The sequence below is a fragment of the Microvirga flocculans ATCC BAA-817 genome (assembly GCF_000518665.1).
Lineage (GTDB): Bacteria > Pseudomonadota > Alphaproteobacteria > Rhizobiales > Beijerinckiaceae > Microvirga > Microvirga flocculans.
Genome location: NZ_JAEA01000008.1, coordinates 13,923 through 30,619, shown reverse-complemented (window position 1 = coordinate 30,619; position 16,697 = coordinate 13,923). Strand labels below are relative to the sequence as shown.

The following is a 16,697-nucleotide window of genomic DNA, read 5'->3' as shown; positions in this document are numbered from 1 at the left end:
TTTAGATATCAACTTTGCCTAATTTAGTGATTTCTAATTTATAGGCAAGGGTTTTCTGCCGCAAACGCCCAATCAGGCCCGTCTGAACACCAGGCTGAGATTGTTGGCGGGCATCGGAATGCGCTCGATGAGCTCCAGTCCATGGTCCCTGGCGAGGCCTGCGACCGCTTCGAGGTCGCGGATGCCCCATTCCGGGTTTCGTTGCTTGAGATCCAGATCGAAGGCTTCGTTGCTCGGAGCGGTATGAACCCCGCTTTCCTTGTAGGCACCGTAGAGATAGAGCACTCCCCCGATTGGAAGCATCTGCCCTGCCCCGGCCATCAACCCCTCGGTTGCTCTCCAGGGGGAGATGTGGACCATATTGATGGCGACGATCGCGTCGGCGCGCTTGATCGGCCACTCCGCGGCGGAGGCGTCGAGAGCAAGCGGCGCGAGAAGATTGGGAAGCCCGGCGGCAGCGCGATGGGCCGCGATGCTTCTCAAGGCCTGCTCGTCACGATCCGTCGGCTGCCACGCCAGATGCGGAAGGGCTGATGCGAAATGGATGGCGTGCTCGCCCGTACCGCTGGCGACTTCCAGAACGGTCCCGCTCGGCGGCAAGGCACGGCGCAGGACGGCAAGGATCGGATCCCGGTTGCGGCTCACCGAGGGCGCCGTCAGGGCTTCGCTGGTCTGCCGGGTGTTCGTCATCGTCAGTTCGTCTCGATCCGCAACCCGTCATAAGCCGGCTCAACATGCGGCGGCAGCTCGCTGCGCAAGGTCTCATAATCGAGATCCGTGTGCAGGTTCGTCAGAATCGCCCGCTTCGGTTTGACCCTGTCGATCAGGTTCAGGGCGTCCGAGACCGAAAAATGGGTCGGGTGCGGCGTGTAGCGCAGGGCATCGATGACGAGGACGTCAAGGCCTTCCAGATAGGGCAGGCTCTCCTCGGGCATATGGCTGACATCCGGCGCATAGGCCATGGAGCCGAACCGGAACCCAAGGGCCTCGATGTCGCCGTGGATCATCCTGAACGGCAAGGCCTCGATGGAGCCGCCCGGTCCGGAAACAGAGGTTGTCGTACCGATCTGGAGATGATGCATCTTGAGGATCGGGGGGTAGCTGCTTCCGGCGGGCGTCTCGAAGCAATAGCCGAAGCGCATCTGGAGCAGCTCGGCGGTCATCCGGTCGGCATAGACGGGGATGCGCTGATGCTGAGCGATGGCAAGAGGGCGCAGATCGTCGATGCCATGGATGTGATCGGCATGCTCGTGCGTGTAAAGCACCGCATCCAGGCGGCGGATATTGACCCCGAGGAGCTGGTCGCGGACATCAGGTCCCGTATCGACCAGCACGGTTGTGACGGTGCCGTTCGGAGCGATGCGCTCCACCAAGACGGAGCAGCGCCTGCGGCGATTCTTGGGATTGCTCGGATCGCACGCACCCCAACCGACGCCCACGCGGGGCACGCCGGCCGAGGATCCGCAGCCCAGGATGGTCAGTCGCAGCGTCATGATGCGAGCGCCTGCCCCCGATTGGCGTCAGCAACCGCGGCCTTGGCGAAGAGACGGTAGAAATTGGCCGTGGTGAGCTTGGCAACCGCTTCATCGGACATGCCGATGACGTCGCCGAGCACATGGGCCGTATGAGCGACGAAGGCGGGCTCGTTGGTCTTGCCGCGATGCGGAACCGGAGCGAGGTAGGGCGCATCCGTTTCGACCAGGAGGCGCTCGTGGGGAACGGCCGATGCGATCCGGCGGATTTCATCGGAGTTCCGGAAAGTCAGGATGCCGGAGAAAGACACGTAGAGCCCTAGATCGACACCGACCTGGGCGAGCCTTTCACCGGACGAGAAACAGTGGAGAACCGCGTCGAAGCGCCCTCGCCCCATCTCCTCTGACAGGATTCCGATCATGTCTTCGTCCGCATTCCTTGCGTGGATGACCAGAGGGAGGCCCGTCTCGCGCGCTGCCGCGATATGGGTGCGGAAGACCCGCTGCTGCACGTCCCGGGGGCTTTTGTCGTAGTGATAGTCGAGACCGGCCTCGCCGATCGCGATGCAGCGCGGGTGGCGCGAAAGTTCGATGAGGCGCTCCGCCGGGACATCGGGCTCGAGCGCCGCATTGTGGGGATGTGTGCCGACCGTGAAGAAAACGCTCTCGTGAGCCTCGGCGAGGGCGCGATAGGTCTCGAAGCGCGCCACATGGGTCGAGATGGTCACCATACGGCCGACGCCGGCTTCTGCGGCCGAGGTCAGAACCTCCGAGAGGCGGCTCTGAAAGTCCGGAAAGTCCAGGTGGCAATGGCTATCGACCAGCATGGGTGGAAGCACCCTCCTCCGAGGCGGCAAGCAGGTCTGGTTCCATAGAGCGGATCAAAGTCTTCGTCTACCGGCGGGCTTCCTGTGTCGTTGCCACGGGCTCCTCGTCCTCCTTGGCCTCTTTGCTCCGCATGTGGCGGAGACGCTCCTGGTGCCGCAGAACGGGGGCTTCATTATGGTCTTGCGGCCGGACGACCGGGACCGTCAGGCATACGCTTTGGGCCGGGAGGACATCGCACCAAGCGTCGATCAGTTGCTTGTAGCAGCGTCCGACCGGACGAATGTTGCGGTCGAGATCGTAAAGCCCCACGGGCGTGGGCCGATTATTCTCCTGCCGCAAAGCCACGTCCCAATCCATTTGATCCGTGAGGGAGTACCAGGTGAACCCCACGACCGACACCCCTGTATTGCGCACCCGAAGGACATTCGCCCATTGCTTCCAGAGCCAGTCGACGGCTTCCTCGCCCGTAGGCCCTTCCATGAAGTTCGTCTCGGTATGCATGACCGGCAGACGGTAGCGGTCGTAATATTGCCGGGTGATCTCATCGTAGCCAAAGACGTCCCCAGCCGCTTTCGTCATGCCGTTCGCCTGCACTCGGTGCTCATTGGTGACGTAGTAATCGTTTCCCATGATGCAGTGATGGCGCAGGGATGAGCGGTTCAGGAAGAAGTGATATTCGTCCCGCGTCATGCCGTGGTCCATCAGGAACTCATACATCTCCGAATCGACGCGGCGGCCGTAATTGAGATCGAGAGACAGGAAGCGCCGCGCATTCATGATTTCGGCCGGCTTGATGGCGGCCGGATTTTCCGCGTGAAAATATTCCGACGACTCGCTCTGGATGAACAGGGCGTCCGGGCGGACCTTCAGGATCCGCTCCATGGCGAGAACATTGGCTTTCACGATGTGCTTGAGCGCCGTCACGAAGGCCGTATCGCTGCGCAGCTGCTCGTTCCACCAGCCATAAGCCGCCGAGAACTGGGCGCAGACAAACATCTCATTGATCGGCGTATAGAGTTGCACCCAGGGAAAACGGCGCGCAAAGGCCTCGGCGTAAACGGCGAAAAGCTCGGGAAAATCGGGATTTTGGAAGTTCCCGATCCAGTCCGGGACTCCAAAATGACATAAGTCCACGATGGGAATGATGTCGCGGCGAGCGAGATCGCCGAAGGTCATGTCGGCAAAGGACCAGTCATAACGCCCCGGCCCTATGAAGGTCCTATGGAGCGGCGGCCCGTATCTCAGGACCTGGATGTCGAGTTCCTTCAGGAGATCGAAATCGGTTTGCCAGAGCCTGTAATGGCCGCATTTCTCCATCTGATCGATGCGCGTGCGGCCATTGTTGATGGTCGGAATGCTGTTCTCGATCCCAGTCGCGAACATAAAGGTGGTGTACATTGAACGCTTCCGCCGAGGGCCCAGAGGGGCCGATCAAAGCGGACGCGTCAGGACACCTCCGCCTCGACATAACGCGGGAAAATCGGCGCCGGTTGCGGAAGGGCCATGCCTGCGGAGAGCCGATGCTCCGGTCCGACCGCCGCAAGCACCCTGCCCTCCGGCGCAACCGCCAGCAGATCCAGCAGCTTGGCCGCGGCCGTCGGCACGAAGGGCTGGGCCAGGATGCCGACCGCGCGCAGAACCTCGGCCGTGACATAAAGCACGGTGTTCATGCGGGCCGGATCGCTCTTGCGCAGCACCCAGGGCTCCTGGGATGCGAAGTAGCGGTTGGCCTCGGCGACCACGGCCCAGATTTCGGCAAGCGCGGTGTGAATGGCGAAGTCCTTCATGGCCGCCCTCGCCTTCGCGGGCAAGGCGTCTGCGAGCCAGAGAATGTCCTGGTCGGCCTGGGTGAACGCACCCGGCTGCGGCACCGAAGAGTCGCAGTTCTTGGCGATCATGGACAGGGACCGCTGCGCCAGGTTGCCGAGATCGTTCGCGAGATCCGCATTGATGCGGTTGACGATGGCCTCGTGGGAGTAATTGCCATCCTGGCCGAAGGGCACTTCGCGCATGAAGAAGTAGCGGATCTGATCGACGCCATAGGTGTCAGCCAGGTCGAACGGATCGACCACGTTTCCGACCGACTTCGACATCTTCTCGCCCCTGTTGAGCAGGAAGCCATGGCCGAAGACGCGCTTGGGCAGCGGCAGCTCCGCCGACATGAGGAAGGCCGGCCAGTAGACCGTGTGGAAGCGCACGATGTCCTTGCCGATGATATGGACGTCCGCCGGCCAGTAGGGCCAGCGCGGATTGTTCTCATCCGGGAAGCCGCAGCCGGTCAGGTAGTTGTTGAGCGCGTCGATCCACACATACATGACGTGCTTCGGATCGCCGGGCACCGGCAGGCCCCAGTTGAAGGTCGTGCGGCTGATCGAGAGGTCCTGCAGGCCGGACCGGACGAAGCTGACGATCTCGTTCCGCCGGGTTTCCGGGCTGATGAAGTCCGGGTGGGCCGCGTAATGGGCGAGCAGGCGGTCCTGGTAGGCTGAAAGGCGGAAGAAGTAACTCTCCTCCTCGATCCATTCGACCGGGGTTCCGGTGGGCGCGCGAAAGCTGCCGTCCGGCTGTTTCGTCAGCTCGCTCTCGTCGTAATAGGCCTCGTCCCGGACCGAGTACCAGCCGGAATACTTGGAGAGATAGATGTCCCCCCTCTCCTGCATCCGGCGCCAGAGTTCCTGGGTCGAGGGCAGGTGATCGGAATCCGTGGTGCGGATGAACCGGTCGTAGGAGCAATCGAGCCGGTCGGCCATGGCCTTGAACTTGGCGGCCATCTCGTCGACGAAGACCTTCGGCGTCGTGCCGCTTCTGTCAGCCGTCTGCTGGATCTTGAGGCCGTGCTCGTCCGTGCCGGTCATGAAGAACACGTCATAGCCGTCGATGCGCTTGAAACGCGCGATCGCATCGGAGGCGACGACCTCGTAGGCATGACCGATATGGGGCGCCCCATTCGGGTACGAGATAGCCGTGGTGATGTAGAATTTCTGTTTCTCGGCCATGTCGAATCCCTAAAACCCTGAAAAACCAATACCCTTCGAATCCGATGGACGGCGGAGGCTTCAGGCCGCTCGCCGAACCGCGTCGGCGAGATCGTCGAACATCGTGAGGATGAACGGCCGGCGGTCGAGGTTGAACACGTCGATCTCGCGCGCCGCGCGGCCGATCTTCTCACATACCTCCACCAAAGGCGCAAGGCGGGAGGCCCCGAGGCCCGCCCGCTCGTGGAGCCGCTCGGACACCCAGCGCTGAACGGTTTCCAGGGTCAGCTCATAACTGTCGTCGGCATCCCGCTTGGAAAGGGCCTCGGCCAGGGCGAAGACCTGCTTCGTATCGCTGCGAGGCAGGGCGTCGAGAAGCTTCGTCACCTGTTCGATGAAGGCCACCTTCTCTTCATCGAGCAATTCGAGGGTGCGCCGCACCGAGCCCTCTCCATAGCGAAGAGCCTGATCCACCACCTCGTCAGGGATTTCGGACCAGGGAGAGCCGAGCGAGCGGATGGCCGCCTTGATGCTGCTGTCGTCCAGGGGGCGCAGCAGCAGGCGGCGGCAGCGCGAGCGGATGGTTGGAAGGACCCTCTGGGGAGCATGACTGACGATGAGGAAGAGGGAGCGTGGCGGCGGCTCCTCGATGACCTTGAGCAGCGCGTTGGCGCTCGATACGGTCAGGTCCTCGGCGCTGTCGACGATGCAGACCCGGTATCCGCCATCGGCGGCGGTCGAACCGAACATCCCCAGCGCCCGCCGGACAGCCTCCACGGGGATCGTCGTGGAAGCCGCCTTCTTCTCCGTGGCAGGAGCCCTTCTCAAGACCGCGAGATTGGGATGCGAAAGCGCCGCGACCTGCCGGGCCACCTGTGAATCGGCCGGCACGCCGAGGCTGCTCAGAGCCCTGTCGCTTCCCTTGTGCGGATCGAGCACGGTGCGGGCCACGCGATAGGCAAGGGTCGACTTGCCGATGCCCTGAGGGCCGCCTAACAGCCAGGCGTGATGAAGGCGGCCGCTGCGCAGTCCTTCGAGGAAAGCCTCCTCGCCCTCCGAATGGCCGAAAAAGGCAAACTGCTCCCGGGGATGGGGGGCGCCCTCGAACTGGTCCGGCTCCGCCATGCCCTGATCGTCACGCGACATCGAGGGGCCTCATGGCGTCCTGGGCGATCTGGGGAAGGCGATCGCGCACGGCGGCCCAGATCGCGGTCTCCACCGCGTCAGGCTCCCGATCCGCATCGATGACGACGCATCGTTTGGGCTCGGCCCGGGCGATGGCAAGATAAGCTTGGCGCAGGGACTGATGGAAGGTGATGTCCTCCTCCTCGAACCTGTCGGCCCCCTCGCCCTTCCCGGCCTGACGGGCTCCGGCCCGGGCAATGCCCACCTCGGCCGGGAGATCGAGAATGAAGGTAAGGTCCGGCTTCACGCCGCGCAGGGTCACTTTCTCGAGCTGGTCGATCAGCGTCGTGTCGATGTTCCCGACAGATCCCTGATAGGCCCTCGTCGAATCCGCGAAGCGGTCGCAGAGAACATGAGTCCCGCTTTCGAGCGCCGGAACGATGGTCGTGTCCAGATGGTCGATCCGGGCTGCCGCGAAGAGCAGAGCCTCGGCAAACGGCCCGAGATGCTTGGCGCGCCCCCCCAGGATGAAGGCGCGAATTTCCTCTGCGTAGGGCGAGCCGCCCGGCTCTCGCGTCACGAGAACGGGCTGGTCGAGCTGGATCAAACGATTCTTGAGCCTCCCGATCTGGGTCGACTTACCCGCTCCCTCCCCGCCTTCGAAGGTGATGAAACAACCCGCCATTAAATTCTTTCGACAAGACTCGTGAAGGCGCGGCGGACCCAGCCCGTGCTGAATTCCACGAAGCCGTCCAAAGCCCGCTGGCTCAGCGTGCCCTTCTGGACATCTTCATTGGCATAAAGCGGCATCTCAAGGGCCTGCATATCCGCACGATAAACCTGGAGCCGGGCCACCTCGGCTCCTTTCTGGATCGGAGCCTTGAGCGGGCCGGCGTAGACAATGCGAGCCGTAACCCGCTCGCCTTCTCCACGAGGCACAAGTACACGAACAGGCCTCTTGGATACAAGCGGCAGCGACCGCATGTTCCCGCCGAAAACCTGTGCTTCACCAACAACCTGACCGGCTGCGAAGAGTTGCTGGCTCTCGAAGGCCCTGAAGCCCCAATCCAGCAGCTTCCGGGCTTCGGCGGCCCGGTCCTTGGCGGTCTTGAGGCCATTCACGACGACGACCAGGCGCTGGTCGTTCTGGACCGCGGACCCGATCAGGCCATAGCCGGCCTCTTCGATATTACCGGTTTTCAGGCCATCGGCGCCGATCTCCATGGCCAGCAAGGGGTTGCGGTTCTGCTGGCGGATCTTGTTCCAGGTGAATTCCCTCTCCCCGAAGATCTTGTACAGGTCGGGATAGGTCTCGATGATGTGAATGGCGAGCTTCGCCAGGTCGCGCACGGTCACCTTCTGCTCCGGATGCCCATAGCCGGTCGCGTTACGGAACGTGGACTTGGCGAGGCCGATCTGCTTCGCCCTCTCGTTCATCATGCGGGCGAAATTGTCCTCGGTTCCTGCAATGCCCTCTGCAATGGCGATCGCCGCATCGTTGCCCGATTGGACAATCAACCCCCGAAGGAGATCTTCCAGACGGACCGGGGTATGCACCTTGGCAAACATGGACGAGCCGCCGGAGCCGGCCCCGCCCTTTCGCCAGGCGTTCTCGGAGATCATGAATTCGCTGTCGAAGCTCAGGCGACCGCTTTTGATCTCGTTGAAAACGATCTCGGCCGTCATGACTTTGGCCATGCTCGCAGGGGCCGTCAGCTCATCGGCGTTCTTTTCGAAAAGAACCGCATGACTCTCGGCATCGATGAGGATGGCCGTGGGAGCTGTCGTCTGAAAGCCCTGTGCCTGGACGCCCTGGGCTCCGACCGAAGCCAGTGCAAGACCGCCCCATGCAAGACCGATTACCGCCGCGAACCGGGCGATCTGAAATTGACGCATCGTCATGTCCTCAGGCTCTTCCCCTAGGAGACCCCGAATCTGTGGCGCGTCAATCGCAAATCAACGCTCAGCCACGTTAGGCTGTGCGCATGGCTGGGCTTGAGTAATCGAACAGAGACCGCAGGCTTACCGAACCACGAACTTCGAGGGTGCGGGAGCCGCGTAGGCGCTGGTCTTCTGGAAGCCGGACTGAGAGGTGCTCGCCGGAGCCTCATAGAGACTGGCCATAACAGGGCGCGCCGCCTGGCCGAACACGGGCGACACCGAACTCATCCGTGCCACGGGGCTACCCGCGCTCGGAATTGTCCCAAGGTCGAAGGGACGCTCGGGCGGGAGCGGCACATTGCCGGCAAGGACGCCAGCGCCGGTGGAAGGTTGGCTTGCGCGGGCGGGCGTCGGATAAGCCTCGCTATCGGGCTCATAGCTGCGCAAGGCGATGGCCTGACGCGGGGCGTTCGGCTGAGGGGCAGCCTGAGCGATCATGGTCGGGGCCGGGTTGGTCAGGGACGCGGGCTGCCCGTCCGTCCTCAGGCTCGCCAGAAGGATGCGGTCGTCGCTGCCATTGGTAGAGGCGCGCCCGACATATTCGACGCGGACGCGGGCCGTGCCCTGACGCCTGAAGCCCAGGGCATCGGCCGCACGCTCGGAAACGTCGATCACGCGGTTGCCATGGAAGGGGCCGCGATCGTTCACCCGAACGATCATGGAATGACCATTCTGCAGATTCGTGACGCGAGCATAGCTCGGCAGCGGCATGGTCGTGTGAGCGGCGGCAATCGAATCGCGATCGAACACCTCGCCATTGGCGGTCATCCGGCCATGGAAGTTGACGCCGTACCAGGAGGCCAGCCCTTCGGACGGCCGCGGCGCCTCATTGGGAACATAGGTACGACCGGCGACCGTGTACGGCTTTCCGACCATGTTGCGACCGCCGCCCTTCGGAACCGGCTGACCGTCCGCAACCACTTTGGGGCTGGGCGCTACACCATATTTGGGGTCAATTCCCCCTCTGACATTCGAGGAGCAGTTGGCCGCCGTCAGCGCGATGACGGTCACGCCTGCAATGCGGAGCAAAGTCCGTTGATGAAAGGGAGAAAAGCTTCCCTTCAGTCCGGTTTTCGCTTGAGCACGATCACAAAGCATGTCGTCTCGGATCCTCTGATTTGCACGGCGCATGGCTCGCATTCCAGCCGAACATCAAGCCAAAGTGTTTTTCGGGTCCTTAAAGGAAAGTTAAATGGCCCCGCTTGTCAATGGCCAAGGTGAAAATTAAGAAATATTATTTCAAAACACAAAAAGATTCAATTTATCAGAGACATAAGTCCGAAATCTACGGCTCCAAGTGAAGCAAATTCGGGAATGACGCTATGTGCAGAAACCCCGAGCAGAAATTTCATAGCGCTCCAAAACCTTCATGAAACTGGAAATGCGATAATTATTTCAAAGCCTTACGACAAATGCACATTCCGCCGCGCAAGATATGGCGCAGGCAATGCCGGTTTAAGCGCGACATTTTCCCTTCGCGCGATGCCGTGGTTAACGAAGTGCCTTCTTGCGGGACACGAGTCTCCTGGCCTTTTCTGCCTGACGTCCAAGCTTGAAGCGCCCGGGGTTGCGAACTGATGACCCAAAGGGGCGAGGCCTTGCAGAAGGGCGAAGTCCAGACTACGAGTGGGCGTATCCGGAGAGGTGGCCGAGTGGTTTAAGGCAGCGGTCTTGAAAACCGCCGTGGGTGCAAGCCCACCGTGGGTTCGAATCCCACCCTCTCCGCCAACCCACCCAAAAATCCGATCTCTGAAAATCCGAGTGTTGGTTGGGGCGTTTTGAACGCCATAAGGTTTCCGCATAGGCTCGGGAAAGCGGATATCGGTCTTCTCGAGCCCCTTCCTCAGCATCAGACCGAGCCTCTAGCGACCGGTCGGAAACCCTCGTGAAGGTTGAGCGTCAGTTGGGGAAAGTGCGAGCACGATCCGCTGGACCGAGAAATTCTAGATGACGAGAAAGGCGGCCGCGCTGAGATCGAGTTTGCCGACGATCGCAAATTTGACCTGCTGGACGGAACCGGTTCCGTCGGGATCGTAGTACAACGCACCTTTGGCCTTGTCGTAGATGATCCTGTCGGATTGCTCGTGGGCTTTCGAGCCGATCCAGAACTTGTCGGCGCTGAGCAACCCCTTTTTCCCGAGCCGGCTGAAGATGGAAGAATCGAGCCGGATCTGGTCTGCCCAAGGGTTGAAGTCCTCGAGAGTATCGACATTCGTGCGTGAATTGAGCGGGGCATCGAACACGAAGCGGTCATAGCCCTCGCCGCTCACAAGCGTATCGTTTCCGGGACCGCCCGAGAGCGTGTCGTTTCCGGTGTGGCCCTTCAGCCTGTCATTCCCATAGCCGCCGTTCAGGAGATCGTCATTCCAGTAACCGTTCAGCACATCGTCGCCGAAGCCGCCGAACATCCTGCTCCCCTCGGGGCCCGCATAGAGGATGTCATTGTCATCGTCGCCGTAGAGAACATCGCGCCCCTTGCCTCCATAGAGGACGTCCTTTCCTGAGCCGCCGCGCAGAACGTCGCGTCCGGCGCCCGCATAAAGCGTGTCGTTACCTCCGCCGCCCCGCAGGACATTGTCCGCATCGTTACCGGTGATCCTGTTGCCCTCGCTGTTGCCGGTCAGGTCGATATTGCGGTTTCCATCGGCCAACAGATCCTCGATGGAACTGCCTTCGGTCAGCGCGTAGTCGACGCGGGCCATGACCGTATCCCGTCCCTTGCGGTGCTCCTCGACGATGACCGTTCGACTGTCGTTGACCAGATAGACATCGCTTCCGCTTCCACCCTCCAGCGTGTCGCGCCCTCCGCCTCCGGCAAGCGTGTTGGCGCCGCTGTTGCCGATAATGTGGTTGGAGGCGCCGTTTCCCGTGAGAGATACTTCCTTGGTGCCCGACGCAGCCCTGAGATCTTCGATCTCCATGCTGGCAGGAAGAATGTAATCGACGCTCGCTACGACCGTATCGCGGCCAGACCGGTGAAATTCGATAACACGATCCTGCATGTTATCGACGTAATAGAGATCGTCGCCACTGCCGCCGACCATCGTATCCTGGCCGCGTGAGCCGTTGAGTGTATCGTTGCCGGCGTAGCCTTCGAGATAGTCGCCGTTGGACGAGCCCCTGATGGAGTCGGCGCCGGCCATAACTGTCGCAGCGGCTGCGGCCCCGCTCGCCTGGAAATTGGCCAGACCATTTGCATATTCGAAAAGAGCGGTCGTCTCCGAAGCGATGCCGTAGAAAATCCACGGTCTGGTATCCGACCCGAACGTGATTGCGGATACGGAACCTTGATTGAGATTCAGAGCAGGGCCGTAATATGTGACCGGCACATAGCCTTGACTTGTCTGAATTCCGAACGAGGCAAAATTCGGTGTAATACTATCCGCAAGAGCAATACTCTTCGCAGGTCGAACGAACAGGTTCAGCAGACGAAAGCCGGAAGGAAGGCTGTCGTAGAACTGGACATAAGCCATAATGTTACCTGCGCCCTGCTCGCTGGAATAAATGCCGTCTCAGACATTCGTCATACCCATACGCGGCCAAGCTCTCAGGCTGCAATATGAATCTTGAGGACAGCGCGAACGGATGCCCTCCAATAAGCGGAGTGAAAGAGCCGCCAGAAGTACGGCCACGCTGTCCCAATATGTCAAGCTCCTGCCCTGTTCGGTCAAGCATCGCCGATTGCGATGCATAAAGTATGTGGCGCTTCGCTGAATCTCACGGGTTTGCAATCCTGCGAGGCATTCCGAGACGGATGGAGAAACCGGATGAGCTGGATCGCACGTCTCATGGCGCTGCCTTTGATGATTGTCGCCGCATGGGCCGATGAACTGCCGCGATTTGACATAGAAGCAATGTGCAAGGCGGCTCCACGGCTCGAATCCGGCGATCCGAGCCCTTACCCTAACTGCGTCCGCGACGAGACCGAAGCCCGCAATCAGCTTGAGCGGCAGTGGAGCGGCTTCGATGCCAGGCAGCGCGAAATGTGCGCCCAGGAGACGTCAGTCGGAGGCGCTCCAAGCTACGTCGAAATCCTCACATGCATTCAGATGGCGACCGACAATGCCAAAAAGCCATGACACGTCCGCAGCCTTCTCGCTCAAACGTGCCGACTGTCATCCGGCGATTCCTCGCGCATCTCCGGGAAAGGCTTATCCGCATCATGTCCTGCAACATTACCGGGAAGACATATCATCATGAAACACAATCGCGCTTACGACAATCAAGAGCTGCCCACCCGTGGCCGAGCAAGGCGTATCCTGCGGACCGTGTTGACGATCGGTCTTGGCGCGGCGAGTTTCATCATCGGAACTGAGACCCGCGCCCAACCGCTCAGCGAGGCCGAGGCGCAGACCATCGCCATCGAGGCTTATGTCTATTTCTATCCCATGGTTACGATGGACGTGACCCGCAGGCAGTTGATCAACATGGACCCTCGGGTTGACGGGATCGGCGGTCCCATGAACGCCTTCGTCAATATCAAAGCTTTCCCCACGGCCGACATGAAGGCGGTCGTGCGCCCGAACTTCGATACCCTTTATTCCAGCGCCTGGCTCGACCTGACGAAGGAGCCCGTTGTCGTCTCCGCGCCGGATACGGGAGGGCGCTATTATCTTCTGCCCATGCTGGATATGTGGAGCGATGTATTCGCGTCTCCCGGCTGGCGCACCACAGGCACCCAGGCCGCCAATTTCCTGATCGTTCCGCCGGGATGGCGCGGTAACGCGACCCGAATGGCTTTACGCGCATCGATGCGCCGACACCCTATGTGTGGATCATCGGACGGACCAAGACGGACGGCCCGCCGGATTACGAGGCGGTCCATAAAATCCAAGCCGGGTTCAAGATTGTGCCTTTGTCGGAATGGGGAAAGCCGCAAAAACCATTGGAGCCGGCAAAGATCGATCCGAGCGTCGACGTGAAGACGCCGCCCAAGATACAGGTCGATACGATGCCTGGAGAGAAGTACTTTTCGTATGCGGCTGACCTTCTCAAGCTCCATCCGCCTCATATCACCGATCAACCGATCATCGCGCGCCTGAAGCGCATCGGCATCGAACCTGGGAAAGATCTCGATTTCGCGCGGCTCGACCCCGCCGTGAAGAAGGGTATTGAAAGCGCACCTGCAATGGCGCAGCGTCTCATGGAGTGGAAGGTCCCCACCCTTGCGCGTGTCGTCAATCATTGGTCGATGAACACGGACACGATGGGCGTTTACGGCAATTATTATCTCAAGCGCGCCATCGTGGCCCAATTCGGACTTGGCGCCAACCTGCCCGAGGATGCGATTTATCCGTTAAGCCTCGGCGACGAGGCCGGCAGGCCGCTCGACGGAACCAATAAGTACACCCTGCGTTTCGAGCCGGGCACGCTCCCGCCGGCTTTCGCATTCTGGTCGCTGACACTCTACGACTCTGACGGTTTCCAGGTTGCCAATCCTCTCAACCGCTTCGCCGTCAGCAGCTGGATGCCCCTTCGCTATGATCCTGACGGCTCACTGACCTTGTATGTGCAGAACGAAAGCCCGGGCAAGGACCAGGAGGCCAATTGGCTGCCTGCTCCGAAAGCGCCTTTCAACCTGACCATGCGTCTTTATGCGCCGAGGCCGGAAGCGCTGAACGGTCGATGGAACCCGCCCTCCGTGACCAGATCCCCGGGGCTTACAGGTCTGGTCGCGCAGTGAGGTTGTAACCGCGCCGATAAGGCGATGCCTGAGGCGGAAAGTCCATCAAGAGCCTCACCGTTCAGTTCGTATTGTGCGGTGAGGCGCCTCTTGATCGTCATGGGTGTTCTCCTAGAGCCGTGCACGCGTGCTGCGCGGTGTCGCCAGCAGGAGGTTGGTCTCCGATGCGATCACGCCGGGGATGAGACGAATGCGACGGAGGATGGCGTCCAGATCGGACAGGCTGGTTGCGCCCAGTTCGACGACCAGATCCCACTTGCCGTTTGTCGTATGAATCGCGCTGACCTCGGGAAAGCCCCCCAGCGCGTCGACCACCCGGTCCGCGGCCCTGCCCTCCACCTCGATCAGCATGATGCCCCGGACGGGAAGAGAGACCGCGTCTGCCCTCAGGATGACGGTGTAACCCACGATATCGCCCGACCGCTCCAGCCGTTCCATCCGCGAGCGAACGGTCGCGCGGGAAACGCCCAGGTCGTGTGCGAGATCGGAGACGCTCCGGCGGCCGTTATGGCGCAGAAGCGTGATCAGGCGTTGATCGAGATCGTCCATGCTTGACCGAAATGAAACATTATACTTTCCAAAATGCTCTATTAGTCTGACCTATTTGTCAAATTAGGCTGTTCAGATCGCCAAGCTCTGCAGCTAGCGTGTCCCAGCATATCGGAGGGACAGATGACGACGCAGAAGCCGTGCATTCTCTTGGGCGCGCCCGTTCAGGATGGCGCGGGCCGGCTAGGCTGCGACATGGGGCCCAGTGCATTCCGGACGGCCGGTCTGGTGGGCGAGCTTCAGAATCTCGGCTACAGGGTGGAAGACCGGGGCAATATCGTTCCGCCCGCACCCAGAGAAGTCCGCCACGCCAACGGCGCCATCAAGGCTCTTCCGGAAACGGTGGCCTGGACCGAAGCCCTCTCGGAAGCGGCGTTTCAGGCCAGCGCCGAAGGCATGCCGATCTTCATCGGAGGGGACCACAGCCTCTCGGCGGGCTCCATGACGGGTCTGGCCCGCCGTGCCGCCGAGGACGGACGCGAGTTCTTCGTCCTCTGGCTCGACTCCCACCCGGATTTTCATACGCTCGACACCACGACGAGCGGGAATCTTCACGGCATTCCCATGGCCTATGCAACCGGGCTCGAAGGCTTCGAAGGGTATTTTCCACCCGTCGTATCGCCCGTAAAGCCCCAGAATGTCTGCATGATGGGGATACGCAGCGTCGATCCTGCGGAGCGGGCCGCCCTCGCCGTAGCCGGGGTGACGGTTCATGACATGCGCGCCATCGACGAAAACGGCGTGGCGCCGCTTCTCGATGCCTTCCTGAAGCGCGTTGCCGCGGCTGACGGTCTCCTCCACGTGAGCCTGGACGTGGATTTTCTCGATCCTGGAATCGCGCCCGGCGTGGGGACCACGGTCCCAGGCGGCGCGACCTTCCGTGAGGCTCACCTCATCATGGAAATGCTGCACGACAGCGGTCTTGTGACCAGTCTCGACCTTGTCGAGCTCAATCCCTTCCTCGATGAGCGCGGACGCACCGCTCTGCTCATGGTCGATCTCGTAGCAAGCCTCATGGGGCGGCGCGTTCTCGACCGTCCGACCCAGAGCTACCGCCACATTGCCAAAGTCGGTTAAGACCCATGAACACCAAACTCAATGTCGTTCCCTTCGTCAGCGTCGACCACATGATGAAGCTCGTGCTCTCGATCGGAGTGGAACGCTTCACACGGGAACTGGCGGATTACATCGAGGCGGATTTTCGCCGCTGGGAACTGTTCGACAAGACGCCCCGCGTGGCATCCCACAGCCGTGAGGGCGTGATTGAGCTCATGCCCACCAGCGACGGCGAGGTCTACGGTTTCAAATACGTCAACGGGCACCCCAAGAACACCCGCGAGGGCCGCCAGACCGTGACTGCATTCGGCGTGCTCGCGGATGTGGGAACTGGCTATCCCGTGCTCCTGACCGAGATGACCATACTGACGGCCCTCCGAACCGCCGCGACTTCAGCGGTTGCCGCCAAATATCTGGCTCCGAAAGGAGCGCGAACCATGGGCATTATCGGCAACGGGGCGCAGGCCGAATTCCAGGCCATCGCCTTCAAGGCTCTTCTCGGTGTCGACAGGCTCCGGCTTTACGATATCGATCGGTCCGCCAGCCTGAAATGCGTCCGCAACCTTGCCGGATTGGGCTTCGACATCACGGTCTGCGACTCCGTCGAGGAAGCTATGGTGGCCGCGCAGATCGTCACCACTGTGACCGCCGACAAGCAGAACGCGACCATCCTGACCGACAACATGGTCGGCTCAGGCATCCACATCAATGCCGTCGGGGGTGATTGCCCCGGTAAGACGGAGCTGCATCCCGACATCCTGAAACGCTCGGATATCTTCGTCGAATATCCCCCGCAGACACGGATCGAAGGCGAAATCCAGCAGCTCGCCGCCGATCATCCCGTGAAAGAGCTCTGGCGGGTGATCGCCGGCCTGGAAAGCGGCCGCACGAGCGAGCGGCAGATCACGCTCTTCGACTCGGTTGGTTTCGCCATCGAGGACTTCTCGGCCCTTCGCTACGTGAAGGATCGGATCTTGGGCAGTGACTTTTATGAGGAACTCGATCTCCTGGCCGACCCGGACGAGCCTCGCGATCTCTTCGGCATGTTGCTGCGGGCCGCTTGAGGGC

Annotated in this window: 14 protein-coding genes, 1 tRNA gene and 1 pseudogene; 5 read left to right on the top strand and 11 right to left on the bottom strand. The window is 61.2% G+C overall.

Going from position 1 to position 16,697, the window contains the following annotated elements; all coding sequences use genetic code 11:
• Positions 1-72 precede the first annotated feature (72 nt).
• The 9 genes from L879_RS0109895 to L879_RS0109855 all read right to left on the bottom strand — a co-directional run bounded on the left by L879_RS0109895 (position 73) and on the right by L879_RS0109855 (position 9,370).
• On the bottom strand, positions 73-690 hold the full coding sequence (locus L879_RS0109895) for a DUF938 domain-containing protein (protein WP_027315974.1): 618 nt from the start codon (positions 688-690) through the stop codon (positions 73-75).
• A gap of 2 nt (positions 691-692) precedes the next feature.
• Positions 693-1,493 (bottom strand): MBL fold metallo-hydrolase, encoded by an 801-nt coding sequence (locus L879_RS0109890; RefSeq protein WP_035459253.1) that lies wholly within the window; start codon positions 1,491-1,493, stop codon positions 693-695.
• A complete protein-coding gene (locus L879_RS0109885) occupies positions 1,490-2,299 on the bottom strand; it encodes a TatD family hydrolase (protein WP_027315972.1) in 810 nt (269 codons plus the stop codon). The genes L879_RS0109890 and L879_RS0109885 overlap by 4 nt, the downstream gene beginning before the upstream one ends.
• A 67-nt stretch (positions 2,300-2,366) precedes the next feature.
• A complete protein-coding gene (locus L879_RS0109880) occupies positions 2,367-3,698 on the bottom strand; it encodes a family 1 glycosylhydrolase (protein ID WP_027315971.1) in 1,332 nt (443 codons plus the stop codon).
• A gap of 47 nt (positions 3,699-3,745) precedes the next feature.
• Positions 3,746-5,296 carry a methionine--tRNA ligase gene (gene metG / locus L879_RS0109875; RefSeq protein ID WP_027315970.1) on the bottom strand — a complete coding sequence of 517 codons (1,551 nt, stop codon included), beginning with the start codon at positions 5,294-5,296 and terminating at the stop codon, positions 3,746-3,748.
• A 60-nt stretch (positions 5,297-5,356) separates the two neighbouring features.
• Positions 5,357-6,421 (bottom strand): DNA polymerase III subunit delta', encoded by a 1,065-nt coding sequence (locus L879_RS0109870; protein ID WP_027315969.1) that lies wholly within the window; start codon positions 6,419-6,421, stop codon positions 5,357-5,359.
• Positions 6,411-7,085 carry a dTMP kinase gene (tmk, locus tag L879_RS21120; protein ID WP_035459251.1) on the bottom strand — a complete coding sequence of 225 codons (675 nt, stop codon included), beginning with the start codon at positions 7,083-7,085 and terminating at the stop codon, positions 6,411-6,413. The genes L879_RS0109870 and tmk overlap by 11 nt, the downstream gene beginning before the upstream one ends.
• Positions 7,085-8,296: a D-alanyl-D-alanine carboxypeptidase family protein gene (locus tag L879_RS0109860; protein ID WP_438268117.1), complete on the bottom strand. Its 1,212-nt coding sequence runs from the start codon at positions 8,294-8,296 to the stop codon at positions 7,085-7,087. Before L879_RS0109860 ends, tmk begins: the two co-directional genes overlap by 1 nt.
• 126 nt (positions 8,297-8,422) lie before the next feature.
• A complete protein-coding gene (locus L879_RS0109855; RefSeq protein ID WP_245265208.1) occupies positions 8,423-9,370 on the bottom strand; it encodes a septal ring lytic transglycosylase RlpA family protein in 948 nt (315 codons plus the stop codon).
• A gap of 609 nt (positions 9,371-9,979) precedes the next feature.
• On the opposite strand from L879_RS0109855, the gene L879_RS0109850 reads away from it, so the two are divergent.
• Positions 9,980-10,069, top strand: a tRNA-Ser gene (locus L879_RS0109850).
• Positions 10,070-10,284: 215 nt separating this feature from the next.
• On the opposite strand, the gene L879_RS0109845 is transcribed toward L879_RS0109850, so the two are convergent.
• The gene (locus L879_RS0109845) at positions 10,285-11,484 is read right to left on the bottom strand and encodes a calcium-binding protein (protein WP_161634653.1); all 1,200 of its coding nucleotides are present in this window, start codon (positions 11,482-11,484) and stop codon (positions 10,285-10,287) included.
• A 624-nt stretch (positions 11,485-12,108) separates the two neighbouring features.
• On the opposite strand from L879_RS0109845, the gene L879_RS0109840 reads away from it, so the two are divergent.
• A complete protein-coding gene (locus L879_RS0109840) occupies positions 12,109-12,420 on the top strand; it encodes a hypothetical protein (protein WP_027315965.1) in 312 nt (103 codons plus the stop codon).
• A gap of 117 nt (positions 12,421-12,537) precedes the next feature.
• Positions 12,538-14,024, top strand: a pseudogene (locus L879_RS21115) (DUF1254 domain-containing protein).
• Between the two features lie 111 nt (positions 14,025-14,135).
• Here L879_RS21115 and L879_RS0109830 read toward each other — a convergent pair.
• The gene (locus L879_RS0109830) at positions 14,136-14,573 is read right to left on the bottom strand and encodes an Lrp/AsnC family transcriptional regulator (RefSeq protein WP_027315964.1); all 438 of its coding nucleotides are present in this window, start codon (positions 14,571-14,573) and stop codon (positions 14,136-14,138) included.
• A gap of 123 nt (positions 14,574-14,696) precedes the next feature.
• Here L879_RS0109830 and rocF point away from each other — a divergent pair, with 123 nt between their 5' ends.
• Both rocF and ocd read left to right on the top strand, forming a co-directional pair.
• Entirely contained in the window at positions 14,697-15,650 is a 954-nt protein-coding gene (gene rocF, locus L879_RS0109825; RefSeq protein WP_035459249.1) for an arginase, read from the top strand.
• A gap of 5 nt (positions 15,651-15,655) precedes the next feature.
• A complete protein-coding gene (gene ocd / locus L879_RS0109820) occupies positions 15,656-16,693 on the top strand; it encodes an ornithine cyclodeaminase (protein WP_027315962.1) in 1,038 nt (345 codons plus the stop codon).
• Positions 16,694-16,697: the final 4 nt, after the last annotated feature.